This is a genomic window from Rhizobium sp. B230/85, assembly GCF_019355735.1.
Classification (GTDB): domain Bacteria; phylum Pseudomonadota; class Alphaproteobacteria; order Rhizobiales; family Rhizobiaceae; genus Rhizobium; species Rhizobium rhododendri.
Genome location: NZ_CP072156.1, coordinates 1,964,426 through 1,990,081 on the forward strand (window position 1 = coordinate 1,964,426; position 25,656 = coordinate 1,990,081).

Consider the following 25,656-nt stretch of genomic DNA (forward strand, 5'->3'; position numbering starts at 1 on the left):
ATGCTGTCGCACGCGGAGAAGTCGGATCTACGGAACATATCAAGAAAAAGTGGTGCCCCCGACAAGGTTCGAACTCGTGACCCCCTGATTACAAATCAGGTGCTCTACCAACTGAGCTACAAGGGCGGCAGAGGGGCAAATAGCAGATTCTCAGCGCCTGTAAAGTCAAAATCATTGCCGCCATTGATGTTTTCGCATCTGTCCCCAATCCCCCGCACTATTCACAGGGGATAGCGAACATGGACGCGGTGGATTACAGCGGAGCCAGTCTTGTCGAGGATGACAATGTCACGGTGATCAACAATCTCAAACATGGAGGGCATCCAGCTGACGAGCGAACCGGACGAGATCTAATACCTCCATGCCAAGATCAAACGGCTGGTGTTGCGCACCGAGTTTTTGAAGAAGGCCTAAGCGTCGCATTACTTTAATGGCCGGTCGCAGCGATGCGACCGTTTTCACCTCGCCTCAGCGAGTATCCCAGCGGTCAGGGCTGGCGTACGAGTTTCAGCGGCTTGCCACCATCCTCAAGCGATTTGTCGAAACTCCCGTCCGCCTTCATGTCGAAGGAGATCGACGTGCCGTCGTCGCTCATCAGTACCAGGCCGAAGCCCTCCAGCGCCCAGAGCGTCAGCTTCATATCCTTGAACTCTGCAGCGCAGTCACCGTTCGGTGACACCTTGGTTGTGCCGTCGCCGTCCTTGTCGCCCGTCAGCTTGAGCGCGCAGATAGGCTGTGTTCCCTCCGGTTTCTGGATAGCCCAGTTGCCGGCGATGCTTTCGATTGTCGGGACATGATCGATGGTACCCAGCGCGGGCAGCAGCCACATCGGTTCGCCGTCCTCGGTTTCCCAGGGTGATCCCTCGTCCTGGATGAAGTTGACCAGCGTCTTGTGGGCGGCATCGACGATCGACAGCGTGCCGTCCTCGGAAAGCGTCCATGCCGTCGCCTTGGAAAGTGCCGGTGCCGCCGTTGCGCAGGCTTCGGCGCCGGCAAGCGCGTAGCCGCCGGCAGCAGGCGTGGTAGCGAATGTCAGCAGGCATCCCTTGCTGCCGTTCTGCGGCGCTGCCAGCCAGTTGCCGGCCTGGGCCTTCAACTGGTCGGCATCCGCAGCCTCGACTGCGCTGGCAAATGTCAGCAGTGAAGCGGCACAGACCGCCAGGGCAAGGATAGGGCGCACGGCATTCTCCATCGGCTGCAGACCGTCGGGCCTGCCGATCAGGGTTTCAGGTAGGACCGCGCCGCATAGAGCGCGATGGCGGCGGCATTGGAGACGTTGAGCGACTTGATGGCGCCCGGCATGTCGAGGCGTGCGAGCACATTGACTGTCTCGCGCGTCTTCTGCCGCAGGCCCTTACCCTCGGCGCCCAACACCAGCGCAACCTTGTCGCCGGAGAACGTGCCCTCGAGCGGTGCCGGCCCGTCCGAATCAAGGCCTATCGTCGTGAAGCCGAGTTTGTGCAGTTCGCCAAGCGTGTCGGAAAGGTTCGTCACCTGGATATAGGGAATAAGCTCGAGCGCACCGGATGCGGATTTGGCAAGGACGCCCGATTCGGTCGGGCTGTGGCGCATTGTGGTGATGACGGCACCGGCGGCGAAGGCAACGGCGGAGCGCATGACGGCGCCGACATTGTGCGGATCGGTGACCTGATCCAGCACCAGCAGCAGCGGACTGTCTGTCAGCGCCGAGAGCTTACGCACAGGCAGCGGCCGGGTTTCCAGCATGACGCCCTGATGGATGGCATCCGGGCCGAGGATCTTGTCGAGGTCCTGCGGCGTGATCATCTCGACGGGGTAGGGCAACTGGTCGACGGGGCCGATATCGAGGCGCACCAGCGCGTTCTGGGTAACCGAAAGCTTCAGCAACTTGCGTTCGGGATTGTCGAGTGCAGCGCGCACGGTGTGCAGCCCGTAGAGCTGGACGAGATCGGGGGCGATCGGCGCAGGCTTCCAGTCGTCGCCGCCGGCGCGTTTGCGCTTCTGCGGCTGGGGCGTTGGAATTTCACCGCGTTCACGCTTGGCATCGCGATGGGCGCGGCGCAGCGTGGCGTAATGGGTATCCTTTTGCGAATGATCGCCGGACGTGGTTTCTGGGCCGGTAGGGCCGGGGGCTTTATCTTTGCTCATGCGGCTTTATACCCAGCGCTGCGATAAGCGCATAGTCCTTCTTTCATGTCTTGCTTTGATCGCGGGCCTTTCCGTTGGAGAGGAAATAATTTCGTCATTTTTGCACATTCCTCGTGTTGACAGACCGGAGCCGGGCGGTCATATACGCGGCGCAGTCACGGCGGCAACGTCGGGTCTGACAGACTTGGTCGCCAAGATCCGGATGGAATCTGGAGGGATGCCCGAGTGGTTAAAGGGGACGGACTGTAAATCCGTTGGCTCAGCCTACGTTGGTTCAAATCCAACTCCCTCCACCATTCCGTCATTGGATCTTGCACCCGCGGGTATAGCTCAGTGGTAGAGCAGCAGCCTTCCAAGCTGAATATGCGGGTTCGATTCCCGCTACCCGCTCCAGGGCCTTGGAAATCTAAATCACAATTCCCATCTAACGAGTTGAACCGACAAGCGCTTATCGCCCTGTCCGGAACATCCGCTGCATTCCGTCAAACGCACTGCTGTGTAGCTGGCGGCGCGCGACAATCGCCGGTCGCGGGCGAAAATCCGGCTGTGCAATTAAGTCTTGCGCTCCCGCATCGAAAGCCTTAAACGGCGGCACTAAACCGGTTCGCCGGGGTCACCAATCCTACGTTCATCAGGAAGCATTCAAATGGCAAAGAGTAAGTTTGAGCGCAACAAGCCGCACGTTAACATCGGCACGATTGGCCACGTTGACCACGGCAAGACGTCTCTGACGGCAGCGATCACCAAGTATTTCGGCGAATACAAGCGTTACGACCAGATCGACGCTGCCCCGGAAGAAAAGGCCCGCGGCATCACGATCTCGACGGCTCACGTCGAATACGAAACGCCTGCCCGTCACTATGCACACGTCGACTGCCCCGGCCACGCCGACTACGTCAAGAACATGATCACCGGTGCTGCCCAGATGGACGGCGCGATCCTGGTTTGCTCGGCTGCCGACGGCCCGATGCCCCAGACCCGCGAGCACATCCTGCTTGCCCGTCAGGTTGGCGTTCCCGCCATCGTCGTGTTCCTGAACAAGGTCGACCAGGTCGACGACGAAGAGCTGCTCGAACTCGTTGAGCTCGAAGTGCGCGAACTTCTGTCGTCCTATGACTTCCCGGGCGACGATATCCCGATCATCAAGGGTTCGGCTCTGGCCGCTCTCGAAGATTCGGACAAGAAGATCGGCGAAGACGCCATCCGCGCGCTGATGGAAGCCGTCGACTCCTACATCCCGACGCCTGAGCGTCCGATCAACCTGCCGTTCCTGCTGCCGATCGAAGACGTGTTCTCGATCTCCGGCCGTGGTACGGTTGTTACCGGTCGCGTCGAGCGCGGCATCGTCAAGGTCGGCGAAGAAGTCGAAATCGTTGGCATCCGTGCAACGACCAAGACGACGGTTACCGGCGTTGAAATGTTCCGCAAGCTGCTCGATCAGGGCCAGGCTGGCGACAACATCGGCGCGCTGATCCGCGGCGTCACCCGTGACGGCGTCGAGCGTGGCCAGATTCTCTGCAAGCCAGGTTCGGTCAAGCCACACAAGAAGTTCATGGCTGAAGCCTACATCCTGACGAAGGAAGAAGGCGGTCGTCATACTCCGTTCTTCACCAACTATCGTCCGCAGTTCTACTTCCGCACGACGGACGTGACCGGCATCGTCTCCCTGCCGGAAGGCACGGAAATGGTCATGCCTGGCGACAACGTCACCGTTGCTGTCGAACTGATCGTGCCGATCGCCATGGAAGAAAAGCTGCGCTTCGCTATCCGCGAAGGCGGCCGTACCGTCGGCGCCGGCATCGTAGCCTCGATCGTCGAGTAATAACGACCGGTCTATCGAATTGAACAAGGCCTCGCTGGCGACAGCGGGGCCTTTTCACGTCTGGAGTTTGCTGGACGTTCATGAGGAAGCCAGAGACGGTTACTGGCAGTCGATCCGGGTGACGATGCCGCCGTCCAGCGCGAATATCGCGTCCTGGGGCACATCCAGGCCCAGCGCATCCGCCTGCTCCAGGTCAGCGTAGATTCCCCGGATGACGCGTCCGGCGACGCCGTGCGAGACGATGATCTTGTTCGCGGCCGGGTGGCGTTTGACTTCCGCAAGCGCCTCCAGCAGGCGTTCCGCAAAGCCCGCGAAGCGCTCTCCGTCGGGCGAGTGGAAGAACCATTCGAAACGGCTGAGCCCGTCGAGGGCACCTGGCCATTCCATCTCGATTTCGTATGTTGTCAGTCCGTCCCAGCAGCCCATGCCGATTTCCATCAGGCGCGGATCGAATACGATCTCGTCACCAAAGCCGGCGGCGCCTGCGATGATGGCGGCCGTGTCTGCGGCGCGCCCGAGCGGGCTTGAGAAGATGGCCGTGCTGTCGGGATCGATAAGACCCCGAAGCGTCGCGCCGACACGCTCGGCCTGCTGTCTGCCGGCGCGGTGAGGCCGGAATCGACCTGGCCTGCCAGCGGCCTGCAGCATTGAATTCGGTCTGGCCGTGTCTGACGAGATAAATCATTAGAGGTTATTGGCGAGGTAGTCCGGCCGCTGTCAAGGGCGACATTGGAGCGAAGGCGCGAAGCTCATCATGCCGCTCAACAGCGCGAATGCGAATCGCATGCGCCGCCGACTTGTCCTGCCACGAAGCAGGGGGCTCAATCCTGATCGCACTCAGCTCTGTATGCGGCTGCTATCGCTTGCATCTCGTACCGCGCGTCTGAAAAATATCCGGCAAGTTTCTCGCTTCCACAGGAGGCGTAGCTGGCGTCGCTCCTTGACGTCCCACGGCAAGGCGTCGTGGTGACGGAAAAATCCAAAATCGGACTTGCCAATTTATGCCGCGCGCCGTAAAGGGAGCGCCATGCTTCCGAAGGGCATCCGGCGATATGCTGGCAGTGCCCGGAAAAAGCCTCTAGGGGTATAGCTCAGTTGGTAGAGCGGCGGTCTCCAAAACCGCAGGTCGTAGGTTCGAGCCCTGCTGCCCCTGCCATATTTTCCAAAATCATATCGACCCTTAATAGTGTCTGGCAAATTCCGGACCAGCATCGGCACATTACCCTGACATCTCGATCTCGACACTGCCGCCAGCATCCGGCGGCGCAAATATTCCGTGGGCATCTTGATCGCTATTCGATCGATCCACATCTGCTCGTCAGTATCCGCGTCAGGCATTGACCGCGACGGTCCACGCCCAATCTGCATTTCCATCGATGCGTAGGGGGTGAGGCTGTATTCTCATCTTGGAGCCAAGACCGCCGCTGTGGCGCATCCGTGTCATCAACTCATAACCGTCAGGAAAATTGGATTGAAAACGGACTATGCCTTGCCAACTGCCGGTTCCCGTATTCGGGTCATAGATCTCGAAACCGGCGGCAACGGCCCCAATGATGTCTGCGAGATCGGCTGGCAGGATGTAAGGCTCGGGGCGGATGGTCTCTGGCATGTTGGAGAAGAGCGCGGCGGCCTGATGGTCAATCCCGGCCGCCCGATCTCAGCCGCGACGATGGCAATCCATCATATCATCGACGAGGACGTCTCGGACGCGCCATTGTGGAGGGATGTCGCCGGGCGTGTGCTGAGGCCGGAGGGCGGCGTGCTGGCCTTGGCGGCCCACCGTGCGTCTTTCGAGCAGCGCTACTGCACACCGCGCCATAGCGGCGGCGCAGCATGGATATGCACCTGGAAATGCGCTCTCCGCGTCTGGCCCCACCTCGCGAGCTTCTCGAACCAGATGCTGCGCTACCAGAGGATGCCGGAGGGCCTTGTCCGCGAGCTCGGCCTGCCAGCCCATCGGGCGACACCCGATGCCTATGTTACCGCTCACCATTTGCGCGACCTGTTGAACGCAGCCCCGCTTGAGCAGCTTCTTGCCTGGAGCGTGGAGCCAGGGCTTTTGCCTCGGGTTCGCTCAGGACCCGACCGCGGCAAGGGCTGGGACCGTCTGAGCCCGGAAGCGCTGCGGGAATTTGCCAAAGACCGCGATGTCGATATCCGCTTCAGCGCCGAAACCGAATTGCGCCGCAGGGAAGGGACAGGTCCTCTGCCTATTGTTCCTCCAATAGGGCAGGGAAGGCTGTTTTGACGTACGGAGACGGTGATGATTCAAGGAGCGGAACCGCCGCAAATGGGCTGGACAAGCTTTCTTCGGGCGCATGCATCTTTTTCGCGGGAATTGCGTTGTTAGGCTTTAGATTAAACCGAAAGGCAACGACCATGGATCCGATTACCAAAACCGCCGGCGCCAAAGACAAGCTGGAGTCGCATTTGGCCGAGATGGAAGCCCGGGCGATGGATGGCGGCCCAGCGCTGCTCGATGCTCCCCGCATCGACCGCCAGGCTCGCCTGCAGGCGCTCAGGGACGAGGTTGCCGATCTGCAGGAGACGGTGGCCGGCATAAAGGCGAGGGTGGCCCGCACGCGGCAGCAAGCGGTATCCGTGGTCAAGTCGGGAGCGGAATGGGCGGATGCCAGCGCGCATGCTCAGGTCGGTTCCTACCCTTGGGCAAAGCTGGCTGGCGCCTCGGTCGCCACATTTGTCGGCACCAGGATTTTGCGCATGCTTCCCCTCGGCGGCATTCTCTCGATTGCAGCACCACTGATCATCTCCCAGATCAAGGCAAGGAACGCCAAGCGCTAAAATTAATTGCAGCGATTTCCCGCACTGCGATCCCGTTTGAAATCGTAGTGCGGGCGCGCCTCGGGCTAGGGGCTTTCACCTACAGTGGTCGCCCATGCAGACATAAAACGTTAATTATTACTCTTTGACGTTGACATCCCCGGTGGTTACGCCTATCTAGACTTCATCGATCTTTTGCTTGCTGAACTTTGGTTGCCGCGCGATTAGCACCGCGCCTGACGAACTTCCCTTTCAAAATACATCGTTATCACCGCCTGCAGTGCTTCTGGCATTGCGGTATTCTAAAAATGCTTTGAAAAGGGTTCATCATCATGACCACAGGCACAGTAAAATGGTTCAATTCCACTAAGGGCTTCGGCTTCATCCAGCCTGACAACGGCGGCGACGATGCTTTCGTCCATATCTCCGCTGTAGAGCGTGCTGGTATGCGCGAAATCGTTGAAGGCCAGAAGGTCAGCTACGACCTCGAGCGCGACAACAAGTCGGGCAAGATGTCTGCTTGCAACCTCCAGGCTGCATAATTTAAAGCTTTCTTCTTCGCCTTGACCACGGATGTACTGGCACTGCGACGAAAGAAATCTCTTTAAGGCCGGGTTTTCCCGGCCTTTTTCACGTTTTTCTAATATTGCGATAGGACCCCGTCATGGCAAATGAAACATCGAAATCCCGCGAAGAAGCCGAAATCGCGTTCGCAGGGACGCAGACCCATTTCTATGCGCGCGGCCAAGCCGCTGAAGAACTCGACGCCATGGTCGCCGACCGCGAATCCAAGACCGCGCGCTTGCGCGAAGCCCGTCTCGCCAAGGATCGCCGCGATATGATTGCCGCGACCGCAGCAAGGCTTCAGAAGCGCTCTGCGAAAGCCTGAGCTCCCCAGTATAGCAATCTGCCGTCAACGTTATCTGGAGGCTGCGAAACCGTCGCAGCCTTTTTGCGTGAGACGGAATGCGTTGCGAGCGCGGCAGTTTCGCTGTGACGATAGTTGCCGCGATCCCGTCAGCTGCAACACTCAATCGCTGACAAAAGCTTCACTCAGCATTTCATTGAAATCTGTTCTACCGCTCTGAAAATCGGTGTGATCACAAGCAAACGCCGATATCTGAATTGACAGATACCGGCGCCGATAAGGCTGACTGATTGTAGTCGGTCGGCGGCTCCGACTAGCGGGTGGCGCCCCAGATAAACGCCAATGCCGCGACGATCGAGACCGCCGTCAATGGATTGTCAGTGACTGTGGTCTTCACATCGTCAAGGATACGGTTGAAGCTGAAACCGGTTGCAACGCTGCTTGGTTCGTCCTTCCAGTCGCGGACCCTTTCGGCCTCGCGCGAATCCGCCCGTCCCTGAGGGATCCCGCTGATGGACTGCGAGACCGGGTCGGACGCCGGAAACGTGTCTTCAAGTCCCTGTTCGAGAGAATCCTTGCCGAGCACGCGCTGGACATTCTGCTCCTTGAGCAGGGACGCGACGGCTGGCGAGATAGGATCGTTCGGCATGATATTCCTCCTGGATTGTAAAAACTCCCGCACTTATTGCAGGAGCTGAGCAAAGCTCTTTTCGTCTGGTACCTTGCCGTCTGGCGTCAGGTCATTGACAGCCTTGGGGAGATCCTGTGACAGGCGGCTCAGCAGTTCCTGCTCGCTCAATCCCGTCTTTTCAGTCAGTTCCTTGATGACATCCGGTCCGAGCGCCTGCGACAGCTGCTGGTTATCGATCGGCGCGTTATCGCCGGGCGATACCCATGAGTTTGCAGCATCGCCGTGACCGTTCTGCTGGAATTGCTCCAGCAATCCGCCAAGCCCACCGCTGAGGATGCCGCCCGCAGATCCACCGCCGAGCAAGCCTCCAAGGCCGCCTTGCGTCAGACTGCCGAGCAAGCCACCGAGCCCGCCGGCCTGATCCTCGCTTTGTTGCGTGCCGGGCTGCTGGGGCGAGGGAGCCTGTCCGCTCTTGGTGAGGTTGCGCAGCACCTCCGCAATCTGGTCACGATGCTGATATCCTGCGACAGCGAGGACACCGAGGAGTGCTTTCATGGGGCCAAGGTTCATCATTCATCTCCCAATATTGATCGTAGTGAAGAATGCCGGCGACGTCGGATTGTTCCGCCTGCCAGCTGCGCCGTCGCCGCAATCTCTAGTGCGGCAACGGGCATCTCGGTTGTATCCCTGAGAGGAGCGGTCAGAACATTTCATTGCGCACGCCTTTACACGCAGTTCGCGTCCTGCCGTCGCTGCTCTAAAGCCTGTCCTCCCGGACCCAGACACTGACGTTTCCGCCGTGCGTCGGAAACTGGCCCTTTCCGTCCTCGCCGACTTCTATCCTGTCGTCTCGGTGGCCAAGGAAATCCACGAACACGCCGCCGGCATGACCGGTGCCGAGCTCCACAGTCTTTTCGCCGGCCTCGCCATTCGAGAGGACCACCACGCAGCCCGGCGCATCGGCGGTACCGTGGCGCACAAAGCCGATGCAGTTGGGATCGTCGAACAGGTCGGTCTGGCCACCGTTGGCAAAGCGCTTCCTGGCTTCCACCAGTCGCGGCAGGCATTCGATCGCCGGCATGTCGACAGACCGCTCATCGCCGTCCTTGTCATCCGTGTAGCTCGCGCCGTAGAGATCCGGATAGAAGACGCATGGTGTTCCCTGCTCACGAAGCAGGATGAGCGCGTAGGCGAGCGGCTTGAACCACGGCTCGACGGCCGCCTCGAGTGATTGCAGCGGCTGTGTATCGTGGTTGTCGACAAGAGTGACGGCGTGCTGGGGAAGGGCCGACACCAGCGATCCATCGAAGATCGTTCGCATGTCGAAATCGCCGCCCTGCTTCGACGCTTCGTGGAAGCGGTGGTGGAGTGCCACGTCGAACACCTGCAGTTGGTGATCGACTAGCTCGAGATAGCTCTTCAGGACTTCCATGTCCGGGTGCCAGTATTCGGCGACGACGAAGAGGTCGCGGCCGGCCGTCTCCCTCATGTGCCCGACCCAGTCCCGGAAGAACCAGGCCGGAATGTGCTTCGCCGCATCCAGGCGGAACCCGTCGAGCGGTAGCTGCTCGGAGACCCAGCGGCCCCAGTATTTCAGCTCCTCGTAGACGGCGTTGTTGCGAAATTCGACATTGGCACCCATCAGGTAGTCGAAGTTGCCATTTTCTTCGTCGACCTGATCGTTCCATTCGCCGTCGCCATAGTCGTTGACGAGCCGGAAGATGCCTTTTTCGTCGGGCTCCTCGATGACATCGACGCCGCTGAAGCACTTCATATCCCAGATGAACTTGGAGTGCTCTCCATTGCGGCCGGGGAAGGTGAACCGCGTGTAGGCCAGAGCCTGGAATGCCTCGTCGTCGATCTGCGTCCTGTCTTCCGCATTGACGCGGCGTACCTTGACGCTTTCCTTTTCGTCGGCGCCCATCTTGTGGTTCAGGACGACGTCGAGAATGACGCCGACACCTTTGGCTTTCAGGCTGGCAGCTGCATGTTCGAGGGCTGCCCGGTCACCGTATTTTGTGGCGACGGTGCCTTTTTGCTCGAACTCTCCGAGATCGAACAGATCGTAGGTATCGTACCCGACGGAATATCCGCCGGCGGAGCCCTTGTAGGCTGGCGGCAACCAGACGTCGGTAATGCCGATATTGGCAAGACTTTCGGCCTTTTCAGCCACCTCGTTCCAGAGCCGGCCTCCATCCGGATAATACCAGTGAAAGAACTGCATCAAGGTGCGACCGGCCATGTCTATTTATTCCTCATGAATCGACGTGCCCATAACGGTCGGTCTTCAGATCTGTTCCGCGTCCTGCCGATACAACACGCATGCCCCGTGCGGGATGCGCCCTCAGCGAGGAACCGTCTCGACATTCTTGCGATCACCGGTCAGTGACAGCGCCAACGCGGTGCAGACGGCACCCGACAGCAGGTAGGCGCCGATTGCCCATATGCCGACATGGGTCGCCAGCGCGAGCACGATCAGGGGCGCAAATGCAGCGCCCAGGAGCCAGGCTATATCGGAGGTGAATGCCGAGGCCGTGTAGCGAAACTGCGGTGCAAATCGGGTCGCAACGGCGCCAGACGATTGGCCGAAGGAAATGCCAAGCACGAAGAAACCGATGAGCAGGAAGACATTCTGGCCGGCCTGCCCGAGTGTCAGCAGGAAGGGTGCTGCAAAGGCAAATATCGCGATTAGCAGCGCTCCCAGCAGCAGCTCGCGCGGCCGGCCGATCCGGTCGGCCAGCAAGCCGGAGAGAATGATGCCGACGACGGCAAACACCGATGCGCCGACCTGCCAGAGCAGCATATCGGCAGCACCGCGCCTGTCGGTGGCCACGCTCCAGCTCAGCGGAAAGATGGTGACGAGGTAGATGGTCGCAAAAGCCGCGAGTGGCACGAAAGATCCGATCAGGATCTCGCGTCCTTGCGTGCGGATCGTCTCCAGAACCAGACGCGGCTGCAATTCGCGTTCCAGCAGCGCCTGCTCGAAGGCCGGCGTCGCAACTATGCGAAGACGCGCAAACAAGGCGACGACGTTGATGGCGAAGGCGACAAACAGCGGATAGCGCCATCCCCATGACAGGAAGTCATCGTCAGACAGGTTACCGACGAAATAGGCGAAGAGGACGGCGGCAAGAGCAAAGCCGATGGGCGCGCCGAGTTGCGGGATCATAGCGTACCATCCCCGCTGGTCTGCCGGTGCGTTCAATGCGGAGAGCGAAGCCAGGCCGTCCCATGCTCCGCCGAGTGCGATCCCCTGGATAATGCGGAACGCCGCAAGCATGACGATGACCGGCATGCCGATCTCATCGTAGCTTGGCAGGAAGGCAACAGCTGCCGTCGATCCGCCAAGCAGGAATAGAGCAATGGTGAGCTTGGTGCCGCGACCATAGTTCCTGTCCACCCACATGAAGATGAGCGATCCGAACGGGCGGGCGATGAAGGCGAGCGAAAAGACGGCGAACGAGCAGAGGATCCTGTTCGTCTCGCCGTCGATGAAGGGGAACATCAGGCGGGGAAATACCAGAACCGAGGCGATGCCGTAGACAAAGAAGTCGAAGAACTCCGACGTTCGCCCGATGATGACGCCGATGGAGACATTTGCCGGAGCGCTCGTCTCGCCGCGATGGAGGTCGCGGGCGTCTTCCTCCAATGTCGATGACTTGGGGTTGGCATGATCTTGGCTCATCGTCGTCCCTCGCTCTTGCAGTCCGATATCAAGCCGCAACGCAGGCGGGCAAAATTGGTTGCGCACCATATTGAACAATATCTCTGCTTTTCACGCCAGCGCATCATTCGGTTCTACGAATGGAAGGCATCGTCGAGTAGAGGGCTTACGTGGGCGATCTGCAACCCAAGCTCTATTTCAGAGGGAAAGCACTTGAATGTCCGCAAGGTGGCGTGCTAAAGCACCGCAGCCGAAGCCGGCAGAGAATTCTCGGGGGCAATTTTAGCCGCGCCGGGGAGATCCTGTTGTTTAGGCCTTATAGATGCCGATCTGACCAGCGCGAAGGTTTCGCTGCTTCTCGGGTCGGTTTGCTGCATCTGCGGCAAAATTCGTGAGCGACTGATTCATCTCTTGTTAAAAAGGGAATCGGTCGTTATGTAAGGGTTCAACAGACACGCGGTGCGTGGGGCTGACTCGTTCAGCTTTACGCGCCGTAATTGCGTGGGCAGTCAATGGCATCCAAATCGAATCCGCTCGTGTTTCTCCGGCAGGTCCGCTCGGAGACGGCGAAAGTTACGTGGCCTTCGCGTCGTGAAACGGTGATCTCCACCGTCATGGTGCTTGTCATGGTGGTATTCGCGGCAATGTTTTTCTTTGCTGCCGACCAGCTTATTGGCTGGATTCTTGGTTACGTGCTGCAGGCCGGCAATTAATATCGAGTGGAGATGAAGATGGCGGCACGTTGGTACATCGTCCACGCTTATTCTAATTTTGAAAAGAAGGTTGCCGAGGACATCGAGAACAAGGCGCGTCAGAAGGGTCTGTCGCACTTGTTCGAGAAGATCCTCGTGCCGACCGAAAAGGTGGTTGAAGTGCGCCGCGGCCGCAAGGTCGATGCAGAGCGCAAGTTCTTTCCGGGCTACGTCATGGTTCGAGCTAACCTGACCGACGAAGCCTATCACCTGATCAAGAATACGCCGAAGGTCACTGGCTTCCTCGGTTCCGACAACAAGCCGGTTCCGATCCCCGACAGCGAGGCTGATCGCATTCTCGGTCAGGTCCAGGAAGGTGTCGAGCGTCCAAAGGCCTCCATCTCGTTCGAGATCGGCGAGCAGGTTCGCGTCTCCGACGGTCCGTTCGCCTCTTTCAACGGCACGGTACAGGATGTCGACGAAGAGCGTTCGCGCCTCAAGGTGGAAGTCTCCATCTTCGGCCGCGCCACGCCGGTCGAACTCGAATACGCACAGGTCGAGAAGGTCTGAGTTTTCTTGAATTCACCATCCGTCATTTGCGTGACGGATGGTGTGCGGCGTTTGCCGCAAGCGCGTGGAAGGGCAGGGCTCTAGCCGAACCTGACGTCCGTACCACGCAACCGCAGCCGCCGGAGCGATCCGGCATCAACGGCCGGGCAACCGGCCAACAGTGAAAGGCAGAGAGATATGGCTAAGAAAGTTGCAGGCCAGCTCAAGCTTCAGGTCAAGGCAGGATCGGCTAACCCGTCCCCGCCAATCGGCCCGGCGCTTGGTCAGCGTGGCGTAAACATCATGGAATTCTGCAAGGCGTTCAATGCCGCCACGCAGGAAATGGAAAAGGGCATGCCGATCCCGGTCGTCATCACCTATTACCAGGACAAGTCCTTCACCTTCATCATGAAGCAGCCGCCAGTCAGCTACTTCCTGAAGAAGGAAGCAAAGATCACTTCGGGATCGAAGCTGCCAGGCAAGACCAAGGCAGGCGAAATCTCCCGTGACCAGGTTCGCAGCATCGCTACGGCGAAGATGAAGGACTTGAACGCCGCGGATATCGAAGGTGCAATGGCCATGATCGAGGGCTCCGCCCGCGCTATGGGCCTGGAAGTGGTAGGTTAAACCGATGGTTGCGAAGCGCATCAAGAAAATCCGCGTCGGCGTCGATCCGACCCAGCTCTACGCTCTCGACCTCGCCATCGGCATGGTCAAGGAACGGGCTATCGCCAAGTTCGACGAAACCGTCGAAGTCTCCATGAACCTCGGCGTCGACCCGCGTCACGCCGACCAGATGGTCCGTGGCGTCGTCAACCTGCCGAACGGCACCGGCCGTGACGTTCGCGTCGCCGTCTTCGCTCGTGGCGCAAAGGCTGACGAAGCCCGCGCTGCTGGCGCCGATGTCGTTGGCGCCGAAGACCTGGTCGAAATCGTCCAGGGCGGCAAGATCGACTTCGACCGTTGCATCGCAACGCCTGACATGATGCCGCTGGTCGGTCGTCTCGGCAAGGTCCTCGGCCCACGCGGCATGATGCCTAACCCGAAGGTCGGCACCGTGACCATGGACGTCGCTGGCGCTGTCAAGGCATCCAAGGGTGGCGCAGTCGAGTTCCGCGTCGAGAAGGCTGGCATCGTCCACGCCGGCATCGGCAAGGCCTCGTTCGAGCCGAAGGCGCTGGAAGAAAACATCCGCGCATTCGCCGACGCCGTCATCAAGGCAAAGCCGGCTGGCGCCAAGGGCATTTATGTCAAGCGCGTCGCCATCTCTTCGACCATGGGCCCAGGCGTCCGTATCGAAGTTGCTTCGGTCACCGCACCGGTCTGATAATTCGGCCGGGCGCAAGTCCGGCCATCAACAATTCCCGACCTCTCCGGAGGTTGGGATTTCCGGAGAAATCCGGAATTCCTGTCCGAGATTGCAGGTGGTTATCCCTTAATCACTGATGCCTGCATGAGACGGGTAAGACCCGAATTTGGATGAAGTTTTTGACTTCGATGAACTCGGTTCGAGCCTTGGATGCCTTGTGTTCTGCGATCCCCCGGGGTCCAGGCGCGAGGGGACAGGATCCTCAAGCGTCGCTTGGGATCTCATCGATCCCTTGAGGCAAAAGGCAACCCGGCAGGGCCGTCCTACACGGACCTGTCAACTGGAGAAAAGCAGTGGAAAAAGCGGAAAAGCGCGAATTCGTCACGGAACTGAACGGGGTCTTCCAGGCCGCCGGCTCAGTCGTCGTGGCCCACTATGCTGGTGTCACAGTCGCACAGATGAACGACTTCCGTTCGAAGATGCGCGCTGCTGGCGGCACCGTCAAAGTCGCGAAGAACCGCCTGGCCAAGATTGCTCTTCAGGGCACTGAGTCGGAAGGGATGTCTGATCTCTTCAAGGGTCAAACGCTGATCGCTTACAGCGCAGACCCGATTACGGCTCCTAAGGTACTCGTGGATTTTGCCAAGACCAATGACAAGATCATTGTTCTCGGTGGTTCCATGGGATCGACCACACTCAACGCGGACGCTGTCCGGTCGCTTGCGACCCTGCCTTCGCTTGATGAACTGCGTTCGAAGCTGCTGGCCATGATCCAGACCCCAGCTACCCGTATCGCAGGCGTCGTTGCAGCACCGGCAGCTCAGCTTGCTCGCGTGTTTGCCGCCTATGCCAAGAAGGACGAAGAAGCCGCTTGAGGCGGTTTTTCGCTGTTACATTAAACCAGATCGAACCGAATAAAAAAGGAACTATACCATGGCTGATCTCGCAAAGATCGTAGACGACCTTTCTGCTCTGACCGTTCTCGAAGCCGCTGAACTGTCGAAGCTCCTCGAAGAAAAGTGGGGCGTTTCCGCTGCTGCTCCGGTTGCTGCTGCAGCCGCTGCTGGCGGTGGCGCTGCTGCTGTCGTCGAAGAAGAAAAGACTGAGTTCGACGTCGTCCTCACGGACGTGGGCGCGAACAAGATCAACGTCATCAAGGAAGTCCGCGCAATCACAGGTCTCGGCCTGAAGGAAGCTAAGGACCTCGTTGAAGCCGCTCCTAAGGCTGTCAAGGAAGGCGTCAACAAGGCTGAAGCCGCTGACATCAAGAAGAAGCTCGAAGACGCCGGCGCTAAGGTCGACGTTAAGTAATCTTCAAACTGCGTTTGGGGGGTGGCTTCGTGCCGCCTCCCATTTGCCGTTTTTTCTGAACGCCTTACCTAAGGGCCGCATCTTCGGCTTTTCGGTAATGAGTTCTTCAAGAGGATAGTCTCCAGGCGAATACGACACGGCATCCGCGCCTGCGCATTCGAATGTGAGACGAGATTGAACCACTCATTGATAGACGGGATCGCCTGGCCAGCGGTTCCCGTCAGTTGCAGGCCCGGATGCAAGATTTTGAAGGAGCGACGATGGCTCAGACCCTTTCGTTCAACGGTCGTAGGCGCGTACGCAGATTTTTTGGTAAGATTCCTGAAGTTGCAGAGATGCCGAACCTCATTGAGGTCCAGAAGGCATCCTACGACCAGTTTTTGCTTGTTGATGAGCCCAAGGGCGGTCGCCCCGACGAGGGCCTTCAGTCGGTTTTCAAGTCGGTGTTCCCGATCACCGATTTTTCCGGCACCTCGATGCTTGAATTCGTCTCGTACGAATTCGAACCGCCGAAGTTCGACGTCGACGAATGCCGTCAGCGCGACCTGACCTACGCAGCGCCGCTCAAGGTGACGCTGCGCCTCATCGTGTTCGATATTGACGAAGATACGGGCGCGAAGTCCATCAAGGACATCAAGGAACAGTCGGTCTACATGGGCGACATGCCCCTGATGACCAATAACGGCACCTTTGTCGTCAACGGCACCGAGCGCGTCATCGTCTCGCAGATGCACCGTTCGCCAGGCGTGTTCTTCGACCATGACAAGGGCAAGAGCCATTCGTCCGGCAAGTTGCTGTTTGCTGCCCGCGTCATCCCTTACCGTGGTTCCTGGCTCGACATCGAGTTCGACGCCAAGGACATCGTCTACGCCCGTATCGACCGTCGCCGCAAGATCCCGGTAACGTCGCTGCTGATGGCGCTCGGCATGGACGGCGAAGAAATCCTCGAGACCTTCTACACCAAGTCGACCTATGAGCGCTCCGGCGACGGCTGGCGCATTCCGTTCATCGCCGAGACGCTGAAAGGCGCCAAGACGATCACCGACATGATCGACGCCGACACCGGCGAAGTCGTCGTCGAAGGCGGAAAGAAGCTGACCCCGCGCCTGCTCAAGCAGTTGACCGAGAAGGGCCTCAAGGCCCTCAAGGCGACCGACGAAGAGCTGTACGGCAACTTCCTCGCCGAAGACATCGTAAACTTCGAGACCGGCGAGATCTATCTCGAAGCCGGCGACGAACTCGACGAAAAGACGCTGCCGATCATCCTCAAGGCCGGTTTCAACGAGATCCCTGTTCTCGGTATCGACCACATCAACATCGGCGCCTACATCCGCAACACGCTCTCGGTCGACAAGAACGAGAACCGTCAGGATGCACTGTTCGATATCTACCGCGTCATGCGTCCGGGCGAGCCGCCGACAATGGACTCGGCCGAAGCCATGTTCAACTCGCTGTTCTTCGACAGCGAGCGTTACGACCTGTCGGCTGTCGGCCGCGTCAAGATGAACATGCGTCTTGACCTCGAAGTCGAGGACACTGTCCGCACGCTGCGCAAGGAAGACATCCTCGCAGTCGTCAAGATGCTGGTCGAACTGCGCGACGGCAAGGGCGAAATCGACGACATCGACAACCTCGGTAACCGCCGTGTACGTTCGGTCGGCGAATTGATGGAAAATCAGTACCGCCTCGGCCTGCTTCGCATGGAGCGCGCTATCAAGGAACGCATGTCGTCGATCGAGATCGACACCGTCATGCCGCAGGACCTGATCAACGCCAAGCCAGCCGCTGCTGCCGTCCGCGAATTCTTCGGCTCCTCGCAGCTGTCGCAGTTCATGGACCAGGTGAACCCGCTCTCGGAAATCACCCACAAGCGCCGTCTCTCGGCTCTTGGACCGGGCGGTCTGACCCGCGAGCGCGCCGGCTTCGAAGTCCGCGACGTGCATCCGACCCACTACGGTCGTATTTGCCCGATCGAGACTCCGGAAGGCCCGAACATCGGTCTGATCAACTCGCTGGCCACCTTTGCCCGCGTCAACAAGTACGGCTTCATCGAAAGCCCTTACCGTAAGATCATCGACGGCAAGGTCACCTTCGAAGTGCTTTATCTCTCCGCCATGGAAGAGGCCAAGTACTACGTTGCCCAGGCCAACGCCGAAATGAACCCCGATGGCTCGTTTGCCGAAGAGTTCGTGGTTTGCCGTCATGCCGGCGAAGTCATGCTTGCTCCGCGCGACAACATCAACTTGATGGACGTCTCGCCGAAGCAGCTGGTTTCGGTCGCTGCCGCGCTGATCCCGTTCCTGGAAAACGACGACGCCAATCGCGCTCTGATGGGCTCGAACATGCAGCGTCAGGCCGTGCCTCTGCTGCGTGCCGAAGCTCCGTTCGTCGGCACCGGCATGGAGCCGATCGTTGCCCGTGACTCCGGCGCTGCCATCGGCGCCCGTCGTGGCGGCGTGGTCGACCAGGTGGATGCGACACGTATCGTTATCCGCGCTACGGAAGGCCTCGATGCTTCGAAGTCCGGCGTAGATATCTACCGCCTGATGAAGTTCCAGCGTTCGAACCAGAACACCTGCGTCAACCAGCGTCCGCTGGTCACCGTTGGTGACGTCGTCAACCGCGGCGACATCCTGGCCGACGGTCCTTCGACCGATCTCGGCGATCTGGCGCTCGGCCGGAACGTGCTCGTCGCGTTCATGCCATGGAACGGCTACAACTACGAAGACTCGATCCTGCTTTCCGAGCGTATCGTTGCTGACGACGTGTTCACCTCCATCCACATCGAAGAATTCGAAGTGATGGCGCGCGACACCAAGCTTGGTCCGGAAGAAATCACGCGCGACATTCCTAACGTATCGGAAGAAGCGCTGAAGAACCTCGACGAAGCCGGTATCGTCTACATCGGTGCCGAAGTGACGCCGGGCGACATTCTGGTCGGCAAGATCACACCGAAGGGCGAGAGCCCGATGACGCCGGAAGAAAAGCTTCTGCGCGCCATCTTCGGCGAGAAGGCCTCCGACGTTCGCGACACATCCATGCGGATGCCTCCGGGCACCTACGGTACCGTCGTTGAAGTTCGCGTTTTCAACCGCCACGGCGTTGAAAAGGATGAACGTGCGATGGCGATCGAGCGGGAAGAAATCGAACGTCTCGCCAAGGACCGCGACGACGAACAGGCGATCCTCGACCGTAACGTCTACGGCCGCCTGATAGAAAACCTGCGCGGTCAGGTATCGGTTGCCGGTCCAAAGGGCTTCAAGAAGGGCGTCGAGCTCTCCAACGCCGTCATCTCCGAATATCCCCGCTCGCAGTGGTGGATGTTTGCAGTCGAGGACGAGCGGATCCAGGGCGAAGTCGAAGCGCTCCGTGGCCAGTACGACGAATCCAAGTCGCGCCTTGAACAGCGCTTCATGGACAAGGTCGAAAAGGTCCAGCGCGGCGACGAAATGCCTCCGGGCGTCATGAAGATGGTCAAGGTCTTCGTCGCTGTTAAGCGCAAGATCCAGCCAGGCGACAAGATGGCTGGCCGTCACGGCAACAAGGGCGTTGTTTCGCGCATCCTGCCGGTTGAGGACATGCCTTTCCTCGAAGACGGTACGCATGTCGACATCGTGCTGAACCCGCTCGGCGTTCCGTCGCGCATGAACGTTGGCCAGATCCTCGAAACACATCTGGGTTGGGCCTGCGCCGGCATGGGTCGCCAGATCGGCGATCTTCTGGAAGCCTACAAGGCAGGTGGCGATATCGCGCCGCTGCGCAAGACGATCGACGACGTCGTCGGCTCTGGTCCGAAGGGCGATGAAGTCAGGGAGTACGACGACGAGTCCGTCGTTCGCCTGGCCGATCAGTGGAAGCGCGGCGTATCGATTGCAACGCCTGTATTCGACGGTGCCCATGAAGCCGACGTCAACGACATGCTGCGTCTTGCCGGTCTCAAGGAAAGCGGCCAGTCGACGCTCTACGACGGACGTACAGGTGAACAGTTCGACCGTCAGGTGACAGTCGGCTACATCTATATGTTGAAGCTGAACCACTTGGTCGACGACAAGATCCATGCCCGTTCGATCGGTCCTTACTCGCTCGTGACCCAGCAGCCGCTGGGTGGCAAGGCGCAGTTCGGCGGTCAGCGCTTCGGGGAAATGGAAGTCTGGGCACTGGAAGCATACGGTGCGGCATACACGCTGCAGGAAATGCTGACGGTGAAGTCGGACGACGTGGCCGGGCGTACCAAGGTTTACGAAGCGATCGTCCGTGGCGACGATACCTTCGAGGCCGGTATTCCGGAAAGCTTCAACGTTCTCGTCAAGGAAATGCGTTCGCTGGGTCTGAGCGTCGAGCTGGAGAATTCCAAGCTCGAGGATCTGCAGCCAGTGCAGTTGCCGGACGCGGCCGAATAACAATCGATAAGATGCGCGCTGCCTTAGGCAGCGCGCATCGTCCCTCCGCCATCACGTTTTCGTTTGGCCTGGCAGGGACGATTCCGCCGCAATCTGCGGTTATTGTCGTTTTAAGGCGTCAGTCCGGTTCCCGGGAATTTGCCGGTACTGATCGCATTTGGGGGCGTTTCGCCCAAGAAGGAGACAGGCATGAACCAAGAGGTCATGAATCTTTTCAATCCGCAGGTGCCTGCACAGAACTTCGATTCAATTCGAATTTCCATCGCATCGCCGGAGAAGATCCTCTCCTGGTCGTACGGTGAGATCAAGAAGCCAGAAACCATCAACTATCGTACGTTCAAGCCTGAACGCGATGGTCTTTTCTGCGCGCGGATCTTCGGACCGATCAAGGACTACGAATGCTTGTGCGGCAAGTACAAGCGCATGAAGTACAAGGGCATCATCTGCGAAAAGTGCGGCGTGGAAGTGACGCTGTCGCGCGTTCGGCGCGAGCGCATGGGCCATATCGAACTGGCAGCACCCGTTGCGCACATCTGGTTCCTGAAGTCGCTGCCTTCGCGCATCTCGACGTTGCTCGACATGACGTTGAAAGACGTTGAACGCGTCCTGTACTTCGAAAACTATATCGTCACCGAGCCAGGCCTGACTGCTCTGAAAGAGCATCACATGCTCTCGGAAGAAGAGTACATGCTTGCCGTTGACGAATACGGCGAAGACCAGTTCACTGCGATGATCGGCGCCGAAGCCATCTTCGAATTGCTGGCCTCCATGGATCTCGAAAAGATCGCCGGCGATCTGCGCCAGGATCTCGCCGACACCACGTCGGACCTGAAGCAGAAGAAGCTGATGAAGCGTCTCAAGATCGTTGAGAACTTCATGGAATCCGGCAATCGTCCGGAATGGATGATCATGAAGATCGTTCCAGTGATCCCGCCGGACCTGCGTCCGCTGGTACCGCTGGACGGCGGTCGCTTTGCGACCTCCGACCTGAACGATCTGTATCGCCGCGTCATCAACCGCAACAACCGCCTGAAGCGCCTGATCGAGCTTCGTGCGCCTGGCATCATCATCCGCAACGAAAAGCGCATGCTGCAGGAATCCGTCGATGCGCTGTTCGACAACGGCCGTCGCGGTCGCGTCATCACGGGTGCAAACAAGCGTCCGTTGAAGTCGCTCTCCGACATGCTGAAGGGCAAGCAGGGCCGCTTCCGCCAGAACCTGCTCGGCAAGCGCGTCGACTATTCCGGCCGTTCGGTTATCGTTACCGGTCCGGAATTGAAGCTGCACCAGTGCGGCCTGCCGAAGAAGATGGCGCTCGAACTGTTCAAGCCATTCATCTACGCCCGTCTCGACGCCAAGGGTTACTCCTCGACCGTCAAGCAGGCGAAGAAGCTGGTCGAGAAGGAAAAGCCGGAAGTCTGGGATATCCTCGACGAGGTCATCCGCGAGCATCCGGTTCTCTTGAACCGTGCGCCGACGCTTCACCGCCTTGGCATCCAGGCATTCGAACCCATGCTGGTCGAAGGCAAGGCCATCCAGCTGCATCCGCTCGTCTGCACGGCCTTCAATGCCGACTTCGACGGCGACCAGATGGCTGTCCACGTGCCGCTCTCGCTGGAAGCCCAGCTTGAAGCACGCGTCCTGATGATGTCGACCAACAACATCCTGCACCCTGCAAACGGCGCACCGATCATCGTGCCGTCGCAGGACATGGTTCTCGGCCTCTACTATCTGTCGATCATGAACCAGAACGAGCCGGGCGAAGGCATGGCCTTCTCGGATCTCGGCGAGCTGCATCACGCCCTTGAAAACAAGGTTGTGACGCTGCACTCCAAGGTGCGTGGCCGCTTCAAGTCGATCGACGAAGAGGGCAAGCCTTACTCGAAGATCTATGAAACGACGCCTGGCCGCATGCTCATCGGCGAACTTCTGCCGAAGGCATTCAAGGTTCCTTACGAAACCTGCAACCAGGAAATGACCAAGAAGAACATCTCCAAGATGATCGACACGGTCTATCGTCACTGCGGCCAGAAGGACACGGTCATTTTCTGCGACCGTATCATGCAGCTCGGCTTCGCTCACGCCTGCCGCGCCGGCATCTCGTTCGGCAAGGACGACATGGTCATTCCGGAAACCAAGGCCAAGATCGTCGGTGACACCGAAAGCCTGGTGAAGGAATACGAACAGCAGTACAATGACGGCCTGATCACTCAGGGCGAAAAGTACAACAAGGTCGTAGACGCATGGGGCAAGGCTACCGAAAAGGTCGCTGAAGACATGATGGCCCGGATCAAGGCCGTCGAGTTCGATGAGGCTACCGGTCGCCAGAAGCCGATGAACGCGATTTACATGATGTCCCACTCCGGTGCCCGCGGTTCTCCGAACCAGATGCGCCAGCTGGGCGGCATGCGCGGCCTGATGGCCAAGCCTTCGGGCGAAATCATCGAGACGCCGATCATCTCAAACTTCAAGGAAGGCCTGACCGTTAACGAGTACTTCAACTCGACCCACGGCGCCCGCAAGGGTCTTGCAGACACCGCCCTGAAGACAGCCAACTCCGGTTACCTGACGCGCCGTCTCGTTGACGTTGCGCAGGATTGCATCGTCACGCACGTCGATTGCGGTACAGAATCGGGCCTCACCATGACCGCCATCGTCGATGCCGGTCAGGTGGTTGCTTCCATCGGTGCCCGTATCCTCGGCCGCACGGCGCTGGACGATATCGATCACCCGGTCACGGGCGAGCGCATCGTCGATGCCGGCAAGATGATCCTCGAGCCAGATGTCATCGAGATCGAAAAGGCCGGCATCCAGTCGATCCGCATTCGTTCTGCCCTGACCTGCGAAATCCAGACGGGCGTTTGCGGCGTCTGCTACGGCCGAGATCTCGCCCGTGGTACGCCGGTCAACATCGGTGAAGCTGTTGGCGTTATCGCCGCGCAGTCGATCGGTGAACCTGGCACCCAGCTGACCATGCGTACCTTCCACTTGGGCGGCACGGCTACCGTGGTCGACCAGTCGTTCCTCGAAGCGTCGTACGAAGGTACGGCGCAGCTGAAGAACCGCAACATGCTGCGCAACTCGGACGGCGTTCTCGTCGCCATGGGCCGCAACATGACGATCCAGATCCTCGACGAACGCGGTGTCGAGCGCTCCTCGCAGCGCGTCGCCTACGGTTCCAAGATCTATGTGGATGACGGTGACAAGGTTCGTCGTGGACAGCGCCTTGCAGAGTGGGACCCCTACACACGTCCGATCATGACGGAACTGGCCGGTACGGTTCAGTTCGAAGACGTCGTCGACGGTCTGTCTGTTCTGGAAGCCACCGACGAAGCGACCGGTATCACCAAGCGTCAGGTCATCGACTGGCGTTCGACCCCACGTGGTTCGGACCTCAAGCCGGCGATCGTCATCAAGGACGCCAGCGGCAATGTTGCAAAACTGCCCCGCGGTACCGATGCCCGCTTCTTCCTCTCCGTCGATGCGATCCTTTCGGTCGAGCCCGGCCAGAAAGTATCTCAAGGGGACGTTCTTGCCCGCTCGCCGCTGGAAAGCGCCAAGACCAAGGACATCACCGGCGGTCTGCCACGCGTCGCCGAATTGTTCGAAGCCCGTCGTCCGAAGGACCACGCTGTCATCGCCGAAATCGATGGCACGATCCGTCTCGGCCGCGACTACAAGAACAAGCGTCGCGTTATCATCGAGCCTGCGGAAGACGGCGTCGAGCCAGTCGAATACCTGATCCCGAAGGGCAAGCCCTTCCATCTTCAGGACGGCGACTACATCGAAAAGGGTGATTACATCCTCGACGGTAACCCGGCACCGCACGACATCCTGGCGATCAAGGGCGTCGAGGCACTTGCCTCGTACCTGGTCAACGAAATCCAGGAAGTCTATCGTCTGCAGGGCGTTGTCATCAACGACAAGCACATCGAAGTGATTGTTCGTCAGATGCTACAGAAGGTGGAAATCACCGATGCGGGCGACAGCCACTATATCGTCGGCGACAACGTCGACCGTATCGAGCTGGAAGACAACAACGACCGCTTGATCGAGGAAGGCAAGAAGCCTGCTTACGGCGATCCGGTTCTGCTCGGCATCACCAAGGCGTCGCTGCAGACGCCGTCCTTCATCTCCGCCGCGTCCTTCCAGGAAACGACGAAGGTGCTGACGGAAGCTGCAATCGCCGGCAAGACCGATGGCCTGCAGGGCCTGAAGGAAAACGTCATCGTCGGCCGCCTCATCCCGGCCGGTACCGGTGGTACCATGACGCAGATCCGCCGCATCGCCACGGCGCGCGACGAACTGATCCTCGAAGAGCGCCGCAAGGGCTCCGGATCGGCTGTCGCCACGCCGATGCTGCAGAACCTCAATGAAAAGGCCCCAGCCGCCGAGTAATCGGCGACAAGGTCCAGAAACAAAAACGCCGCCCGGAGCGATCCGGGCGGTGTTTTGCGTTTTCGTGTTCGCTTGATGACGCGGCAGAGATTGGTAGCGTTGGGGTATCAGGCCAACTCCGCCGTCATCCTCGGGCTTGTCCCGAGGATCTGCAATGACTTGAAATCGCCGGTAGATTGGATCCTCGGGACAAGCCCGAGGATGACGGACGGTGTTGATGATAAAAGAAAGGGCTGCCGGTTTGCCGGCGGCCCAATCACATAAACTTCGGCTATCTCACATGCCGAGCGCGGTACGCAACTCGGCCTTGGCCGCTTCGAATTCCGTCTTGTAGTCGTCATGGGACATGATCGTCGATGCGATGACCGTGCCGGAGATGCGGCCGGCTTCGATATCGGTGGCGTAGTGGATACCGCCAACCATGCGGTTATGGCCATATTCCCAGGCGCGGGCCATCAGCGCGGCTTTCTTTTCCGGCAGCATGTTGGAAAGCACGATCCCCATCAGGGTTCCGACCGTCGTATGGCCGGATGGGTAGGAGCCGGACTTCGACAGCGGCACGACCGGGTGCACGAGATCGCTATAGAGATGCGGGCGAGGGCGGTTCCAGACCTTCTTGGCGGGATCGGTGACAGCGCCTTCGGTTTCGACGATGCGATCGAAGAAGGCCGTGAACTTCGGCAGGTTTTCCTTGGTGAACTTCGGGCTGTCGACGACATCGGCAAAGCGCCAGACATTTTCCTCCGCGTCGGCAACGGCGCGAGCCGACTGCTCCGGTGTGCGGGTAACCTGAAGGGTCAGGATCTCGCCGAGCTCGGCCTTCATCTGGGCAGAGTCATTAGCCGGTGGCGGTGGCAGCAGCACCAGGAGGTTGACCTCAGTGGCGTCGGTAAACGGCTTGGCCTTGGCATCCCCGGCAAACGAGGGCAGGGCGATACCGATAGTGAAGGCGAGGCTGATGGCGCAGATCTTGGCAAAGTGTTGCATGGTGGCTCCCCTGATGCAGTGACACACTGCGCAGGTATCAAGGGAGTGTTTTAGCTGTGTGACAGCTTTGTTGGGGATGGTGATGGCAAGCTATCTCGATTGCGCAAGCTCATCCCC

The 25,656-nt window shown here is 59.3% G+C and carries 21 protein-coding genes and 4 tRNA genes; 16 read left to right on the plus strand and 9 right to left on the minus strand.

The annotated features are described in order from the left end of the window. Nucleotides 1-50 precede the first annotated feature (50 nt). The 3 genes from J5289_RS09510 to J5289_RS09520 all read right to left on the minus strand — a co-directional run bounded on the left by J5289_RS09510 (nt 51) and on the right by J5289_RS09520 (nt 2,127). A tRNA-Thr gene (locus J5289_RS09510) sits at nt 51-126 on the minus strand. Between the two features lie 361 nt (nt 127-487). Beyond that, nucleotides 488-1,180: an AprI/Inh family metalloprotease inhibitor gene (locus J5289_RS09515; RefSeq protein ID WP_209183597.1), complete on the minus strand. Its 693-nt coding sequence runs from the start codon at nt 1,178-1,180 to the stop codon at nt 488-490. Nucleotides 1,181-1,218: 38 nt separating this feature from the next. Next, nucleotides 1,219-2,127, minus strand: coding sequence for an RNA methyltransferase (locus J5289_RS09520; protein ID WP_209183598.1), 909 nt, complete (start codon nt 2,125-2,127; stop codon nt 1,219-1,221). A gap of 211 nt (nt 2,128-2,338) precedes the next feature. On the opposite strand from J5289_RS09520, the gene J5289_RS09525 reads away from it, so the two are divergent. From J5289_RS09525 to tuf, 3 genes are all read left to right on the plus strand, one after another. Next, nucleotides 2,339-2,423: transfer RNA gene (locus J5289_RS09525), tRNA-Tyr, on the plus strand. 23 nt (nt 2,424-2,446) lie between these two features. After that, nucleotides 2,447-2,520, plus strand: a tRNA-Gly gene (locus tag J5289_RS09530). A 253-nt stretch (nt 2,521-2,773) separates the two neighbouring features. Further along, nucleotides 2,774-3,949, plus strand: coding sequence for an elongation factor Tu (gene tuf, locus J5289_RS09535; protein WP_142822264.1), 1,176 nt, complete (start codon nt 2,774-2,776; stop codon nt 3,947-3,949). A gap of 99 nt (nt 3,950-4,048) precedes the next feature. Here the strand turns inward: tuf and J5289_RS09540 are convergent, their stop codons facing one another. After that, nucleotides 4,049-4,597, minus strand: a complete 549-nt coding sequence (locus J5289_RS09540) for a histidine phosphatase family protein (protein WP_247749753.1) — start codon at nt 4,595-4,597, stop codon at nt 4,049-4,051. A gap of 432 nt (nt 4,598-5,029) precedes the next feature. On the opposite strand from J5289_RS09540, the gene J5289_RS09545 reads away from it, so the two are divergent. The 5 genes from J5289_RS09545 to J5289_RS09565 all read left to right on the plus strand — a co-directional run bounded on the left by J5289_RS09545 (nt 5,030) and on the right by J5289_RS09565 (nt 7,619). After that, a tRNA-Trp gene (locus J5289_RS09545) sits at nt 5,030-5,105 on the plus strand. A gap of 315 nt (nt 5,106-5,420) precedes the next feature. Beyond that, complete coding sequence (locus tag J5289_RS09550; RefSeq protein WP_247749085.1) at nt 5,421-6,197, plus strand: 3'-5' exonuclease; 777 nt, start codon at nt 5,421-5,423, stop codon at nt 6,195-6,197. 131 nt (nt 6,198-6,328) lie between these two features. Continuing rightward, nucleotides 6,329-6,751 carry a hypothetical protein gene (locus J5289_RS09555; protein WP_209206574.1) on the plus strand — a complete coding sequence of 141 codons (423 nt, stop codon included), beginning with the start codon at nt 6,329-6,331 and terminating at the stop codon, nt 6,749-6,751. A gap of 311 nt (nt 6,752-7,062) precedes the next feature. Next, complete coding sequence (locus J5289_RS09560; RefSeq protein WP_111220660.1) at nt 7,063-7,272, plus strand: cold-shock protein; 210 nt, start codon at nt 7,063-7,065, stop codon at nt 7,270-7,272. Between the two features lie 122 nt (nt 7,273-7,394). Then, a complete protein-coding gene (locus J5289_RS09565) occupies nt 7,395-7,619 on the plus strand; it encodes a hypothetical protein (RefSeq protein WP_111220661.1) in 225 nt (74 codons plus the stop codon). 292 nt (nt 7,620-7,911) lie between these two features. Here the strand turns inward: J5289_RS09565 and J5289_RS09570 are convergent, their stop codons facing one another. The 4 genes from J5289_RS09570 to J5289_RS09585 all read right to left on the minus strand — a co-directional run bounded on the left by J5289_RS09570 (nt 7,912) and on the right by J5289_RS09585 (nt 11,914). After that, entirely contained in the window at nt 7,912-8,247 is a 336-nt protein-coding gene (locus J5289_RS09570) for a hypothetical protein (protein ID WP_209183061.1), read from the minus strand. Nucleotides 8,248-8,280: 33 nt separating this feature from the next. After that, a complete protein-coding gene (locus J5289_RS09575) occupies nt 8,281-8,784 on the minus strand; it encodes a YidB family protein (RefSeq protein ID WP_257625336.1) in 504 nt (167 codons plus the stop codon). A 202-nt stretch (nt 8,785-8,986) separates the two neighbouring features. Further along, a complete protein-coding gene (amyA, locus tag J5289_RS09580; RefSeq protein WP_209183063.1) occupies nt 8,987-10,471 on the minus strand; it encodes an alpha-amylase in 1,485 nt (494 codons plus the stop codon). 102 nt (nt 10,472-10,573) lie between these two features. Further along, entirely contained in the window at nt 10,574-11,914 is a 1,341-nt protein-coding gene (locus tag J5289_RS09585; protein ID WP_209183064.1) for an MFS transporter, read from the minus strand. A 491-nt stretch (nt 11,915-12,405) separates the two neighbouring features. Between J5289_RS09585 and secE the strand changes: the two genes are divergently transcribed. From secE to rpoC, 8 genes are all read left to right on the plus strand, one after another. Further along, nucleotides 12,406-12,606, plus strand: coding sequence for a preprotein translocase subunit SecE (gene secE / locus J5289_RS09590; protein ID WP_111220666.1), 201 nt, complete (start codon nt 12,406-12,408; stop codon nt 12,604-12,606). An 18-nt stretch (nt 12,607-12,624) separates the two neighbouring features. Continuing rightward, the gene (gene nusG / locus J5289_RS09595; RefSeq protein WP_142822272.1) at nt 12,625-13,155 is read left to right on the plus strand and encodes a transcription termination/antitermination protein NusG; all 531 of its coding nucleotides are present in this window, start codon (nt 12,625-12,627) and stop codon (nt 13,153-13,155) included. 177 nt (nt 13,156-13,332) lie between these two features. After that, nucleotides 13,333-13,761 (plus strand): 50S ribosomal protein L11, encoded by a 429-nt coding sequence (gene rplK, locus J5289_RS09600; protein ID WP_111220668.1) that lies wholly within the window; start codon nt 13,333-13,335, stop codon nt 13,759-13,761. 4 nt (nt 13,762-13,765) lie between these two features. Further along, nucleotides 13,766-14,461: a 50S ribosomal protein L1 gene (rplA, locus tag J5289_RS09605; RefSeq protein ID WP_142822273.1), complete on the plus strand. Its 696-nt coding sequence runs from the start codon at nt 13,766-13,768 to the stop codon at nt 14,459-14,461. Between the two features lie 335 nt (nt 14,462-14,796). Further along, complete coding sequence (gene rplJ / locus J5289_RS09610; RefSeq protein ID WP_142822274.1) at nt 14,797-15,318, plus strand: 50S ribosomal protein L10; 522 nt, start codon at nt 14,797-14,799, stop codon at nt 15,316-15,318. 58 nt (nt 15,319-15,376) lie between these two features. After that, entirely contained in the window at nt 15,377-15,754 is a 378-nt protein-coding gene (rplL, locus tag J5289_RS09615; protein ID WP_142822275.1) for a 50S ribosomal protein L7/L12, read from the plus strand. Between the two features lie 260 nt (nt 15,755-16,014). Beyond that, the gene (gene rpoB / locus J5289_RS09620; protein ID WP_142822276.1) at nt 16,015-20,154 is read left to right on the plus strand and encodes a DNA-directed RNA polymerase subunit beta; all 4,140 of its coding nucleotides are present in this window, start codon (nt 16,015-16,017) and stop codon (nt 20,152-20,154) included. Nucleotides 20,155-20,343: 189 nt separating this feature from the next. Further along, nucleotides 20,344-24,552: a DNA-directed RNA polymerase subunit beta' gene (rpoC, locus tag J5289_RS09625; RefSeq protein ID WP_142822277.1), complete on the plus strand. Its 4,209-nt coding sequence runs from the start codon at nt 20,344-20,346 to the stop codon at nt 24,550-24,552. 276 nt (nt 24,553-24,828) lie between these two features. On the opposite strand, the gene J5289_RS09630 is transcribed toward rpoC, so the two are convergent. After that, complete coding sequence (locus tag J5289_RS09630; RefSeq protein WP_209183065.1) at nt 24,829-25,539, minus strand: phosphatase PAP2 family protein; 711 nt, start codon at nt 25,537-25,539, stop codon at nt 24,829-24,831. Nucleotides 25,540-25,656: the final 117 nt, after the last annotated feature.